Here is a 12,231-nt window from a genome sequence, read left to right as displayed (position 1 = left end):
CCCGCCCCGCAGAGCGCGCGTAGACTGACGTGGTGCTTCTGTGTCTGACGGCGTCGCACAAGAACGCCAGCTTCGATCTCCTCGAGAAGCTCTCCGTCGACTCCTCCGCCGTGACCGCGGCCCTCTCCGAGGGGATCGACTTCGTCTCCGGAGCCGTCGTCGTCGCGACCTGCAACCGCTTCGAGGCCTACCTCGACATCGAGGAGCCGCTGACCGCCGCGCAGGCCGTCGCCGTCGAGGCCGCCACCGCCGCCGTCAGCGCCGCGACCGGCGTCGAGCAGGACGAGCTGCGCGGGAGCGTCGACGTCGTCTCGGGCGACCGGGTGGCCGAGCACCTCTTCGCCGTCTCCAGCGGGCTCGAGTCCGTCGTGGTCGGCGAGGGCGAGATCGCGGGCCAGGTCCGCCGGTCCCTCGAGGAGGCGCGCCGCCTCGGCACCACCTCCTCCGAGCTCGAGCGGCTGTTCCAGCGCGCCTCGCAGACCTCGCGCGGCATCAAGAACCGCACCGGCCTCGGCAGCGCCGGCCGCTCGATCGTGCGCCTCGCGCTCGACCTGGCCGCGAGCCGCGTCACCGACTGGCGGGCCGCCCGCGTCCTCCTCGTCGGCACCGGCAGCTACGCGCGGGCGACCGTCGCGGCCCTGCGCGACCGCGGAGTGGTCGACATCGCCGTGCACTCCCCCTCCGGCCGCGCCGAGGGCTTCGCCGCCCGCCGCTCGCTCCGGCCCATCGCCGCCTCCGATCTCGCGCTCGAGGCGGTCTCGGCCGACATCGTCATCACCTGCACCACGACCCAGGAGCCGGTGCTCGACGCCGCCCTGCTCGCCGCCGGGCGCCTCCAGGGCTTCTCCCGCGAGCGCCAGCTCGTGATCGACCTGGGCCTGCCGCGCAACGTCGCCTCCGACGTCACCTCGGTCGCCGGCGTCGAGCTCCTCGACCTCGAGACGATCAGCCTGCACGCACCTCTCGACGTGCTCGATGCGTCGCAGCAGGCGCGCGCGCTCGTCGACAAGGCGGCCCGGAAGTTCTCGGACGTCGCCGACGAGAAGAGCCTCACTCCGGCCGTCGTCGCCCTGCGCGCCCACGTGTTCGACGCGCTCGACGCCGAGATCGAGCGGGCCCGCTCGCGCGGCGACGAGGACGGCCGCACCGAGCAGGCGCTCCGCCACCTCGCCGGCGTGCTGCTGCACACCCCGAGCGTCCGCGCCCGCGACTACGCGCGCGCCGGAGCGCAGGAGGCGTACCTCACCGGGCTCGAGGCGCTCTTCGGCATCGAGGTCCCGGCCGAGCCCGCCGCCGCCGCCCGCCCCGACGCGGACGCCGCCACCGCGTGAGCCTCCGGCTCCCCTTCGACGCGGAGCCGCTGCGCTCCGCGCCGCTGCTCACCGAGCGCCTGCTCCTGCGTCCCCTCGGACCGGAGGACGCCGAGGACCACGCGCGCTACCAGGGCGACGCCGACGCCGTCCGGTTCCTCCGCTGGCCGGTGCGCACCCCCGAGGAGTCGCGGGCGCACCTGCAGCGCCGCCTCCCCTCGACACGGCTCGCCGCTGACGGCGACGTGGCCGTGCTGGCGATCGTCCCCCGGGAGGGCGTCCTCGCCGGGCGGATGATCGGCGACCTCACGCTCATCGCGACGTCCGTCGAGCAGGAGGCGGTCGAGATCGGCTGGGTGCTGCACCCGGAGGCGCAGGGGCGCGGCTACGCGACCGAGGCCGCCCGGGCGCTGCTCGACCTCGCGTTCGACACCCTCGGCGCCCACCGCGTGGTCGCGCAGCTCGACGCTCGGAACACCGCGTCCGCCCGCCTCTGCGAGCGCCTCGGGATGCGCCTCGAGGCGCATCACCGGGAGGACGAGTTCTGCAAGGGCGAGTGGACCTCGACCCTCGTCTTCGCCCTGCTCGCCCGCGAGCGCTGACCGCAGGGCCGGCTGGTCCGCGTTCGGCGGGACGCCGCCGGCCCGTCCGGTCGGCGGCGTCCCGGAGGAGCGTCAGGCCCCGCGGAGCCCGGTGAAGAGGTACGACTCGAGCTGCTCGAGCGGGATGCGCTCCTGCTTCATCGTGTCGCGGTCGCGGACGGTCACGGCGTCGTCCTCGAGCGAGTCGAAGTCGACGGTCACGCAGTACGGGGTGCCGATCTCGTCCTGGCGGCGGTAGCGGCGGCCGATCGCTCCGGAGTCGTCGAAGTCGACGTTCCAGAGCTGGCGCAGCTGGTCGGCGACGCGGCGCGCGAGCGGCGAGAGTGCCTCGTTGCGCGAGAGCGGCAGCACGGCCACCTTCACCGGCGCCAGGCGCGGGTCGAGGTGCAGCACGGTCCGCGTCTCGACCTTGCCCTTGGCGTTCGGCGGCAGCTCCTGCTCCTCGTAGGCGTCGACGAGGAACGCCATGAGCGCGCGGGTGAGACCGAACGACGGCTCGATCACGAACGGCACGTAGCGCTCGTTCTTGTTCTGGTCGAAGAACGAGAGGTCCTTGCCCGAGTGCTCGATGTGCGTCTTGAGGTCGTAGTCGGTGCGGTTCGCGACTCCCATCAGCTCGCCCCACTCGCCCGAGGCGAAGCTGAAGCGGTACTCGATGTCGACGGTGCGCTTCGAGTAGTGGGAGAGCTTGTCCTTCGGGTGCTCGTACTGCCGGATGTTCTCGGGGTTCATCCCGAGCCCGACGAACCAGTCCCAGGCGAGCTGCATCCAGGTCTCCTGCCACTCCTCGTCCGTGCCGGGCTCGACGAAGAACTCGAGCTCCATCTGCTCGAACTCGCGGGTGCGGAAGATGAAGTTGCCGGGGGTGATCTCGTTGCGGAACGCCTTGCCGATCTGGCCGATGCCGAAGGGCGGCTTGCGACGGGCGCTCTGCAGCACGTTCGCGAAGTTGGTGAAGATGCCCTGGGCGGTCTCGGGACGCAGGTAGTGCAGCCCCGACTCGTCGTCGACGACGCCGAGGTAGGTCTTCATCAGGCCCGAGAACTGCTTGATCTCGGTCCACTGGCCGACCTTGTCGGGGTGCTCCGGGTCCGGGATGTCGGCGAGGCCGTTCACGGGCGGGTGGCCGTTGACCTCCTCGTACTTCTCGAAGAGGTGGTCGGCGCGGTAGCGCTTGTGGGTGATCAGCGACTCGGTCAGCGGGTCCGAGAAGACGCCGACGTGTCCCGAGGCGTGCCAGATCGCCGTGGGCAGGATGACCGCGGAGTCCAGGCCGACGACGTCGCCCCGGCCCTGCACGAAGGTCTTCCACCACTGGCGCTTGATGTTCTCCTTGAACTCCACGCCGAGCGGCCCGTAGTCCCACGCGGAGCGGGTGCCCCCGTAGATCTCACCCGAGGGGAAGACGAATCCCCTGTGCTGCGCGAGGGTGATGACTTTGTCGAGGGTGGTGGGTTCTGCCACGGGTTGCTCCTCAGCTGTTCGGGCGCACGGGGCCCCGGCGCGCGCCGGCTGCGCGCGTCGTTCTGGTGTGCCCCCATGGTAGCCGCGGGGGCGCCGCGACGGTCCGCCCGCGGCGGGCATGATGAGCGGATGAGCACCCTCCCGCCGATCGTCGTGTCCGCCGTCGCCGTCCTCCGCGACCGGCAGGTCCTGATGGTCACGGCGCGGGGCCGCGACGTCCTCTACCTCCCCGGCGGCAAGGTCGACGAGGGCGAGAGCGGGATCGAGGCGGCGGCCCGCGAGGCCCGCGAGGAGCTCGGCGCCGTCGCGCTCGGCCTCGTGCCCCTGTTCACCGTCCGGACCCAGGCGCACGGCGAGCCGGAGGGGCGGGAGGTCCACATGAGCGTCTTCGCCGCCGAGCTCGACCGGGAGGCGCGCCCGAGCGGCGAGATCGACTCGCTGCACTGGGTCGACGGCTCCGATGCGGGCCGCTGCCCGCCCGCCGGGGTCGAGACCCTCCGGCTGCTGCGCGGTCTCGATCTCGTCGACTGACCCTCCGGCGCCGGGCCGGCCGCGGGGCGGCTAGCCTCGTGGCGTGGAGACGAGACGGCGTGCACGGGACCGGTCGAGCGCGGAGGAGCCGGACCGGCTCGAGCCGGTGCGACTGGAGGCGGCCGTGCCGATCCTGCGGATCTTCTCGGTCGCCAAGGCGGGCGAGTTCTACGTCGACTACCTCGGCTTCGAGGTGGACTGGGAGCACCGCGCCGCGCTCGACGCCCCCCTCTACCTGCAGGTGTCGCGCTCGGGGCTCCGCCTGCACCTCAGCGAGCACCACCGCGACGGCAGTCCCGGCGCCGCGGTGCACGTCGCCCTCCGCGGTGTCCGCGAGCTGCACGCCGAGCTCGACGCGAAGGCGTACCCCTACCTCAACCCGCGGATCACCCGCACGCCGTTCGGCTTCGCGCTCGACGTGATCGATCCGTTCGGCAACCAGCTGCGCTTCGCGGAGCCGGCCCCGGTGCCGCGCCTGCCCTGATCGGTGCGCGTGCGGGTGCTTGTACAACCTGAGCGCCGACTGATCAACCGTTCACCGGCCGTCCATGCACTTCGGAGTCCCATCCTTTAGCGTGGCTCCGATGGCTTCACGGGGGACGATCGAGCGGCCGGACACGGCCCGGGCAACGGGACGGCAGCGCCGACCGCGGCTCCGCTTCATGGAGGCCGCACCGCTGGCGACGGGCCTGCTGGGCTCGATCGCGATCCTCCTCGGCTCGCTCGGCGTGGGCTACCTGCCCGCCGGCTCGCCCATCCGCGACTGGCCTCTCGTCGCCTCGATCCGCGCCACGGGCTGGCTCACCGAGTCCAGCGGCGCCCTCGTCGTGGGCGGCGGGATGCTGCTGCTGATCGCGTGGCTCCGCCTGCGCACGGTCGCTCTCGCGGCGGGCCCCGGCTCCGTCCGCACCATCGTGGTGGCGGCCCTCGCCTGGACCGCTCCGCTCCTCGTGACGGTGCCGCTGTTCAGCCACGACATGTTCTCCTACGTGGCGCAGGGTCGCCTGATGACCCAGGGCATCGACCCCTACACCCACGGCGTCGCGACGCTCCCGGGCTGGTTCGACCTCGGCGTCGACCCGCTCTGGGCCGACACGCCCACGCCCTACGGGCCCCTCTACCTCCTGATCGAGCGCACCGCCGTGCAGTTCGCGGGCTACGGCGCACCGGAGCTCTCGATCGCGATGCTCCGCGCCGTGTCGGTCGCGGGCGTGGCCGTCATGGCCGTCTACGCGCTCCGCCTGGCGCGCCTGCGCGGCCTCTCGGTCCCGCTCACCGCCTGGACGATCGTCGCCAACCCGCTGACCCTCGTGCTCTTCGTCGTCGCCGGCCACAACGACTCCGTGATGCTGGCGCTCATCCTCGCGTCGCTCTACTACGCCCAGACCGACCGGCGCATCGCCGCCGTCGTGCTGATGGCCGGAGCGATCGCGATCAAGCCGATCGCCGTGATCGCGCTCCCCGTGCTCGCGCTCCTGTGGCTGCGCCACGACGCGACGTGGCGTGAGCGCACCCGCGGCTGGCTCTGGACGGGCGCCGGAGCGCTCGGCCTCGTGGTCGCCGTCGGGCTGCTCGCGGGCGTCGGGGTCGGCTGGGTCGCGGCGATGGTCGTGCCCGGCTCGATCCTGCACTGGTACGCGCCGATGTCGTTCGTCACGGTCTCGGTCTCCCGCGCCGTCGAGTTCACCGGTCACGACCCCGCCGCGGCGATCGCCGTGGTCAAGATCCTCGCGCTCGGGCTCGCCGGCCTGATCGCTGCGCGCCTCATGCTGTCGCGGCGCTCCATCGATCCGCTCGCCCGCCTGTCCGGTGCGCTGCTCGCGTTCGTGACGGCGTCGACCGCCATCCACCCCTGGTACGCCCTCTGGATCCTGCCGATCGCCGCGCTCGCGCGCCCGTGGAGCCGCTCCCACGTGCACCTGGCGGTCTACGCGTCGATCTTCCTCATGTGCGTCACGCTCGCCGAGCCGATCGACGGCGGAGGCGGCACGATGGACCAGATCCCGGCGCGGGTCGCGACGATCGCCGCGATCGCCGTGGTCGGGATGTACGTCCTCCTCGGCTACACGGACGAGGAGCGGGTCGAGGGCCTGCCCCTCGTGCGCGCGCTGCCGTTCGGCTCCGTGATCCTCGCCCGCCTCAGCGGCGGCCGCCTGGTCGACGCCCGGATGGCCGCCACTCGCCTGCGCGACTAGCCGGGGCCGCGGCTCAGGAGTCGGACTCGTCGCTCCGACGGCGGGTGCGGCGGTCGAGCGCGGCCTGCGCCGTCTCGGCGGCCGAGTCCGGGGAGCCGACCGGCCCGGTGGGACCGGCGAGGGTGCTCGAGAGCGACGACAGCCAGCCGGAGTCGTCGCGGCCGGCGTTCAGCGCATCCGAGAAGAGGGGGAGGTCGCTGCGGGCGGCGTGGATCGCGTAGGACTCGCGGGAGAACCCGTTGTCGGGGACGACGGGCGTCCTGCGGGACGCACGCGTGGAGTCCGGGGCCTGCTCCTGTCGAGCAGCGTTCGACACCTGCTCCTGGGTGGACTGCTCCTGGGCGGCCTGCTCCCGGCGGGCGTCGCGCTCGTCGCGCGGGGTGCTGCTGTCGTGGTCCACGGCGGTCCTCCTGCTCTCCGCCCCGAGCGGAGGGACGGGCGCCGCGATGACGGGGCGGCGCCCGGTCAGGCTACCCCTCGTTCAGGGTGTGGCGTCGTCGGCGGCCCCTGATCGTGGCGCGGGGCGCCAGACGACCAGCTCGGTCCGGCGCTGCGCGCGCGTGCCGTGGCGCAGAGTGACCACGTCCCCCTCGAGTCCGGCGGCGAACACGCGGCGGCCTGGTCGGTTCAGGAGCTCGTCGGCGAGGGCCGACTCCAGCTCGCGCACCCGCTGCGAGAGCGACTGCACCTGGTTCTCGAGCTGCAGGATGCGCGCGATGCCCTCGAGAGAGACGCCCTCGGAGGAGAGCCGGGCGACCTCGCGCAGCTGCACCACGTCGCGCATCGAGTAGCGGCGCGACTTGCCCGCGGTGCGGGTCGGGCTCACGAGCCCGAGCCGGTCGTACTGCCGGAGCGTCTGCGGGTGCATCCCCGCCAGCTCGGCGGCGACGGCGATCGCGAAGACGGGCGTGTTCTCGTCCATGTCTCCTCCTCCGACCGGTCGCGCCGATCCGGTGCTAGTAGCGGGCCTTCTCCAGGATGTCCTCGCGCGGGTCCTCGTCCGGCTCGGCGGCGGCGTAGGCCTCGAGGGCCTCACGGGCGGCGGCGGACAGGTGGCTCGGGACGGCGACCTGCAGGACGGCGAGCAGGTCGCCCGTGCCCTTGGGGGTCGTGACGCCGCGGCCCTTGACGCGCAGGACGCGGCCGCTCGGGGTGCCTGCGGCGACCCGGAGCCTGACGGGCTCGCCGCCGAGGGTCGGCACCTCGATCGTCGCGCCGAAGACGGCCTCGACGAAGGTCACGGGGACCGTCACGCGCAGGTTCAGCCCGTCGCGCTCGAACACCGGATGCTTGCGGACCGAGACGGTGAGCACCAGGTCGCCGGGATCGCCGCCGTCCGGGCTGGGGCGGCCCTTGCCGCGGACGCGGATCTTCTGGTCGTCGGCCACGCCGGCCGGGATGCGCACCGAGAGGGTGCGCCCGTCGCCGGTCTGCAGCTGGACGGTGTCGCCCCGGGTCGCGGTGCGGAAGTCGATGGTGGTGCTGGCGGTGACGTCGGCGCCCTTCTGCGGGCCGCCGAAGCCGCGGTAGCCGCCACTGGGCTGGCCGAAGCGGCTGCCTCCGCCGCCGAACATGCCGCCGAGGATGTCCTCGAAGCCGGGCGGCGGGCCCTGCTGGGTGCTGTAGGAGGTGCGCCCGCCCTGGCCGAACATGCCGCCGAAGACGTCGTCGAACCCTCCGGGCTGGCCTCCCGCGGTGAAGCGCGCTCCGCCGCCCATGGCGCGGATCTGGTCGTACTCCTTGCGCTGCTCGGCGTCCGAGAGCACGGTGTACGCCTCGCTGATCTCCTTGAAGCGCGCCTCGGCCTTCGCGTCCCCCGGGTTGGAGTCGGGGTGGAACTGGCGGGCGAGCTTGCGGTAGGTCTTCTTCAGGTCCGCGGCGGAGACGTCCTTGGACACGCCGAGGACCTTGTAGAAGTCCTTGTCGAACCAATCCTGGCTGGCCATGTGCCTCTTCCTGTGTCGAATGCGGCGAGGGACCCCGCCCCGGTCCGGCAGCGTGCTGCCGAGCGGGGCGGGGTCCTCCGCGGTGGTGGTGCCGGTGGCGGGGTCAGTCGGCGGGGACTGCCACGACCACCTTGGCGGCCCGCAGCAGCGAGCCTCCGAGGTAGTAGCCCGCCTCGACGACGTCCGCGACCGTGGAGGTCTCGGCGCCGGGGGTGGGCTGCTGGAAGATCGCCTCGTGGATGTTCGGGTCGAACAGGTCGCCCACGGCGCCGGTCTTCACCAGGCCGAGCTTCTCCACTCCGCCGCGCAGCTTCTGCGCGATGGCCGTGAAGGGCCCGCCCTCGGCGAGGTCGCCGTGCTTCTCGGCGCGGTCGAGGTCGTCGAGCACGGGGAGGATGACCTTCACCGCGTCGCCGATCGCCCGCTCCTTGTCGACCTGGCGGTTCGCCTCGGTGCGCTTGCGGTAGTTCGCGTACTCCGCGGTCACCCGCTGGAGGTCGGCGAGGTGCTCGGCTGCGAGCGTCTCGGCGCTGGACTGTCCCGAGAGGAACGAGAGGTCGGCGTCCGAGAGGCTGGTCTCGACGTCGGGCCCCTCGGCCTCGATGAGGCCCTCCTGGTCCTGGGCGTCCTGCGCCGCCTCGGCTCCCGCCTCGCCGCCGGTGGCCGGCTGCTCCTCGGGGAGGTTCTGGGGCTCGTTCTCGGCTGCCATGGCTACTTCGTGTCCTTCGGCTCGTCCTCGTCGATGACCTCGGCGTCGACGATGTCCTCGTCGTCCTTCTTGTCACCGTCGGCCGGAGCGTCCGCGGGGGCGCTCTGCGCGGCCTGGTCCTGGGAGTAGATCGCCTGGCCGATCTTGGTCTGCGAGGCGTTGAGGGCGTCGAACGCGGTCTTGACGGCCGCGTCGTCGTCGCCGGCGAGCGCGGTCTTCAGCGCGTCGACGTCTCCCTGCACCTCGGACTTGACGTCCTCGGGCAGCTTGTCCTCGTTGTCCTTGATCAGCTTGTCGATCGAGTACGCCAGGGTCTCGGCGTTGTTGCGGATCTCGGCGGCCTCGCGGCGGGCCTTGTCCTCGGCGGCGTGCTCCTCGGCCTCGCGGACCATGCGGTCGATGTCGTCCTTGGGCAGCGACGAGCCGCCCGTGATCGTCATCGACTGCTCCTTGCCGGTGCCCTTGTCCTTCGCGGACACGTGGACGATGCCGTTGGCGTCGATGTCGAAGGTGACCTCGACCTGCGGGATGCCGCGCGGGGCCGGCGCGATGCCGGTCAGCTCGAACGTGCCCAGGTTCTTGTTGTCGCGGGTGAACTCGCGCTCGCCCTGGAAGACCTGGATCGCAACGGACGGCTGGTTGTCGTCGGCCGTGGTGAAGGTCTCGGACCTCTTGGTCGGGATCGCGGTGTTGCGCTCGATGAGCTTCGTCATGATCCCGCCCTTGGTCTCGATGCCCAGCGAGAGCGGGGTCACGTCGATCAGGAGGACGTCCTTGCGCTCGCCCTTGAGGACGCCGGCCTGCAGCGCGGCGCCGACGGCGACGACCTCGTCCGGGTTGACGCCCTTGTTGGGCTCCTTGCCCCCGGTGAGCTTCTTGACGAGCTCGGCGACGGCCGGCATGCGGGTCGAGCCGCCGACGAGGACCACGTGAGCGATGTCCTCGACCTTGACGCCCGCCTCGGCGATGACGTCGGTGAAGGGCTTGCGGGTGCGCTCGATCAGGTCGCTGGTGAGCTCCTCGAACTTGGCGCGGGTGAGCGTCTCGTCGAGGTTCGCCGGACCGTTCTCGGTGAGCGAGAGGTAGGGCAGCTGGATGCTGGTCGAGGTGCTCGAGGAGAGCTCCTTCTTCGCCTGCTCCGCGGCCTCCTTGAGGCGCTGGCGAGCGATCTTGTCCTTCGAGACGTCGACGCCGGTCGAGTCCTTGAAGCGCTTGACCAGGTGGTCGACGACGCGCTGGTCCCAGTCGTCGCCGCCGAGGCGGTTGTCGCCCGAGGTCGCACGGACCTGGATGGTCGAGAAGTCGTCGTCCTTGCCCACCTCGAGGAGGGAGACGTCGAACGTTCCGCCGCCGAGGTCGAAGACGAGGATGAGCTCGTCCTCCTTGCCCTTGTCGAGGCCGTAGGCCAGCGCGGCCGCGGTGGGCTCGTTGATGATGCGCAGGACGTTGAGTCCGGCGATCTCGCCGGCGTCCTTGGTCGCCTGGCGCTCGGCGTCGTTGAAGTAGGCCGGGACGGTGATGACCGCGTCGGTCACCTTGTCGCCCAGGTACTGCTCCGCGTCGCGCTTGAGCTTGCCCAGGATGCGGGCCGAGATCTCCTGCGGGGTGTACTTCTTGTCCTCGACGCCGAAGGTCCAGTCGGTGCCCATGTGGCGCTTGACCGACGCGATGGTGCGGTCGACGTTGGTGACGGCCTGGCGCTTCGCGGTCTCGCCGACGAGCACCTCCCCGTCCTTGGTGAACGCCACGACGGACGGCGTGGTGCGGAAGCCCTCGGCGTTGGCGATGACGGTGGGCTCGCCTCCCTCGAGGACGGCCACGACAGAGTTGGTGGTTCCCAGGTCGATGCCTACGGCACGGGACATATGCGTTGTTCTCCTTCGCGATCGGCGTCGCGCGGGCGGCTGCCGGTCAGTTGACGGGTGGTGCGGAATCCTCTGCGGGAGTTGAGCCCCGCACGCTCAAGTTTACGCATCCGTCGTCTCGCGTCAAGTCCGGAGGCGAGAAGTTGAGTCGCATCGGCTCAACTCTCAGACTCGCGGGTCCCGCCGCTTCCGGCCGTTCACCTCCTCCCCCTACGGTGGGCCCATGACGACGCGCACCGGCCGCTGGCCCGTCCTCGCCTGGGGCCTGTGGGACTGGGGCGGATCGGCCTTCAACGCGGTGGTGACCACCTTCGTCTTCACCGTCTACCTGACCACCGACGGGCTCTTCGGCACCTCGAGCGGAGTCTCGGCCGCGCTCGGCTGGTCCCTCGCCGCCGCCGGCGTGGTCGTCGCCGTCATCGCGCCGATCACCGGCCGCCGGGCCGACCTCGGCGGGCACCGCCGGCTCTGGCTCGGGATCCACTCCGCCGTCGTCGTCCTCTGCATCCTGCTGATGTTCCTCGTGCGCCCCGACCCGGCCCTCCTCTGGCTGGGACTCGGACTGCTCGCGGTCGGCACGGTCTTCTTCGAGTTCGCGAGCGTCAACTACAACGCGATGCTCCTCCAGGTCTCGACCCGGGCGACCATCGGCCGCGTCTCCGGCTTCGGGTGGGGCATGGGCTACGTCGGCGGGATCGTCCTGCTGCTGATCGTGTACTTCGGCTTCATCTCGCCCGAGGTCGGGCTCTTCGGAGTGACGGGGGACGACGGCCTCGACGTGCGCGTCTCGATCCTGGTCGCCGGCGTGTGGTTCGCCGTCTTCGCCCTCCCTGTGCTGGTCGCGGTGCCGGAGACGCCGGCGCGCGCGAGCCGGGCGGAGCGCGTCGGCGTGATCGCCTCCTACCGCGCGCTCTTCGCGCAGGTCGCCGGCCTCTGGCGCGGGAGCCGCAGCACCGTGGCCTTCCTCATCGCCAGCGCGGTGTTCCGCGACGGGCTCACCGGGGTCTTCACCTTCGGCGGCGTGCTGGCGCAGGGCACCTTCGGCTTCGACGCCGGCGAGGTGATCCTCTTCGCCATCGCCGCGAACGTCGTGGCCGGAGTGGCGACCATCTCGGTCGGCGCGCTCGACGACCGCATCGGCCCCAAGGCCGTGATCGTCGCCTCGCTCATCGGCCTGGTCGTCTGCGGCACCGCCGTCTTCGTCCTGCACGACGGGGGGAGCACGGTGTTCTGGATCTTCGGCCTGCTGCTGTGCCTGTTCGTCGGCCCGGCGCAGTCGGCGAGCCGCAGCTACCTCGCCCGCCTCATCCCGGAGGGACGCGAGGGCGAGATCTTCGGCCTCTACGCGACCACCGGGCGGGCGGCCTCGTTCCTCGCGCCCGCCGCCTTCGCAGCCGCCGTCTCGATCGCCGCGGCCGTCTCGGGCAGCGGCGAGGCGAACGTGCAGTACTGGGGCATCCTCGGGCTCGTCCTCGTCCTCGCCGTGGGGCTGGTGCTGCTCCTGCCGGTGCGCCGTCCGCCGGCCACCGCCCCCGTCGTGCCGGAGCCGCGGCTCGCTCCGCCCGCCCGCCGGGACTGACGAGGCCCGTCCCGCGGGAGACGCGGGCGA

The 12,231-nt window shown here is 72.1% G+C and carries 12 protein-coding genes; 6 read left to right on the top strand and 6 right to left on the bottom strand.

What is annotated here, in order from left to right:
• Positions 1-32: 32 nt before the first annotated feature.
• On the top strand, positions 33-1,331 hold the full coding sequence (locus C5C36_RS04920) for a glutamyl-tRNA reductase (RefSeq protein WP_104283145.1): 1,299 nt from the start codon (positions 33-35) through the stop codon (positions 1,329-1,331).
• Positions 1,328-1,912 carry a GNAT family N-acetyltransferase gene (locus tag C5C36_RS04915; RefSeq protein WP_258072196.1) on the top strand — a complete coding sequence of 195 codons (585 nt, stop codon included), beginning with the start codon at positions 1,328-1,330 and terminating at the stop codon, positions 1,910-1,912. The genes C5C36_RS04920 and C5C36_RS04915 overlap by 4 nt, the downstream gene beginning before the upstream one ends.
• A 72-nt stretch (positions 1,913-1,984) precedes the next feature.
• On the opposite strand, the gene C5C36_RS04910 is transcribed toward C5C36_RS04915, so the two are convergent.
• Complete coding sequence (locus C5C36_RS04910; RefSeq protein WP_104226140.1) at positions 1,985-3,376, bottom strand: glycine--tRNA ligase; 1,392 nt, start codon at positions 3,374-3,376, stop codon at positions 1,985-1,987.
• 129 nt (positions 3,377-3,505) lie between these two features.
• Between C5C36_RS04910 and C5C36_RS04905 the strand changes: the two genes are divergently transcribed.
• From C5C36_RS04905 to mptB, 3 genes are all read left to right on the top strand, one after another.
• Positions 3,506-3,907: an NUDIX domain-containing protein gene (locus C5C36_RS04905; RefSeq protein ID WP_104269437.1), complete on the top strand. Its 402-nt coding sequence runs from the start codon at positions 3,506-3,508 to the stop codon at positions 3,905-3,907.
• A 43-nt stretch (positions 3,908-3,950) separates the two neighbouring features.
• The gene (locus tag C5C36_RS04900) at positions 3,951-4,391 is read left to right on the top strand and encodes a glyoxalase superfamily protein (RefSeq protein WP_208543318.1); all 441 of its coding nucleotides are present in this window, start codon (positions 3,951-3,953) and stop codon (positions 4,389-4,391) included.
• Positions 4,392-4,491: 100 nt separating this feature from the next.
• A complete protein-coding gene (mptB, locus tag C5C36_RS04895) occupies positions 4,492-6,102 on the top strand; it encodes a polyprenol phosphomannose-dependent alpha 1,6 mannosyltransferase MptB (protein WP_146078786.1) in 1,611 nt (536 codons plus the stop codon).
• Positions 6,103-6,115: 13 nt separating this feature from the next.
• On the opposite strand, the gene C5C36_RS04890 is transcribed toward mptB, so the two are convergent.
• From C5C36_RS04890 to dnaK, 5 genes are all read right to left on the bottom strand, one after another.
• Positions 6,116-6,502 carry a hypothetical protein gene (locus tag C5C36_RS04890; protein WP_104287840.1) on the bottom strand — a complete coding sequence of 129 codons (387 nt, stop codon included), beginning with the start codon at positions 6,500-6,502 and terminating at the stop codon, positions 6,116-6,118.
• Between the two features lie 81 nt (positions 6,503-6,583).
• Entirely contained in the window at positions 6,584-7,024 is a 441-nt protein-coding gene (locus C5C36_RS04885) for a heat shock protein transcriptional repressor HspR (protein WP_104226135.1), read from the bottom strand.
• A gap of 34 nt (positions 7,025-7,058) precedes the next feature.
• Positions 7,059-8,048, bottom strand: coding sequence for a DnaJ C-terminal domain-containing protein (locus C5C36_RS04880; RefSeq protein ID WP_104260417.1), 990 nt, complete (start codon positions 8,046-8,048; stop codon positions 7,059-7,061).
• A gap of 103 nt (positions 8,049-8,151) precedes the next feature.
• Positions 8,152-8,757, bottom strand: coding sequence for a nucleotide exchange factor GrpE (locus C5C36_RS04875; RefSeq protein ID WP_104309357.1), 606 nt, complete (start codon positions 8,755-8,757; stop codon positions 8,152-8,154).
• Positions 8,758-8,759: 2 nt separating this feature from the next.
• Positions 8,760-10,622 carry a molecular chaperone DnaK gene (dnaK, locus tag C5C36_RS04870; protein WP_104222890.1) on the bottom strand — a complete coding sequence of 621 codons (1,863 nt, stop codon included), beginning with the start codon at positions 10,620-10,622 and terminating at the stop codon, positions 8,760-8,762.
• Between the two features lie 223 nt (positions 10,623-10,845).
• Between dnaK and C5C36_RS04865 the strand changes: the two genes are divergently transcribed.
• Positions 10,846-12,201, top strand: coding sequence for an MFS transporter (locus C5C36_RS04865; protein WP_104309356.1), 1,356 nt, complete (start codon positions 10,846-10,848; stop codon positions 12,199-12,201).
• Positions 12,202-12,231 lie beyond the last annotated feature (30 nt).

It is taken from the genome of Rathayibacter sp. AY1G1 (genome assembly GCF_002932095.1).
GTDB lineage: Bacteria > Actinomycetota > Actinomycetes > Actinomycetales > Microbacteriaceae > Rathayibacter.
This window is presented reverse-complemented; position numbering and strand designations above follow the sequence as displayed.

Excerpts from the sequence above, each read along its gene's own strand:
- C5C36_RS04905 (WP_104269437.1), top strand. The coding sequence starts at position 3,506 with ATGAGCACCCTCCCGCCGATCGTCGTGTCCGCCGTCGCCGTCCTCCGC.
- mptB (WP_146078786.1), top strand. The coding sequence starts at position 4,492 with ATGGCTTCACGGGGGACGATCGAGCGGCCGGACACGGCCCGGGCAACG.
- C5C36_RS04885 (WP_104226135.1), bottom strand. The coding sequence starts at position 7,024 with ATGGACGAGAACACGCCCGTCTTCGCGATCGCCGTCGCCGCCGAGCTG.
- C5C36_RS04880 (WP_104260417.1), bottom strand. The coding sequence starts at position 8,048 with ATGGCCAGCCAGGATTGGTTCGACAAGGACTTCTACAAGGTCCTCGGC.
- C5C36_RS04875 (WP_104309357.1), bottom strand. The coding sequence starts at position 8,757 with ATGGCAGCCGAGAACGAGCCCCAGAACCTCCCCGAGGAGCAGCCGGCC.
- dnaK (WP_104222890.1), bottom strand. The coding sequence starts at position 10,622 with ATGTCCCGTGCCGTAGGCATCGACCTGGGAACCACCAACTCTGTCGTG.
- C5C36_RS04865 (WP_104309356.1), top strand. The coding sequence starts at position 10,846 with ATGACGACGCGCACCGGCCGCTGGCCCGTCCTCGCCTGGGGCCTGTGG.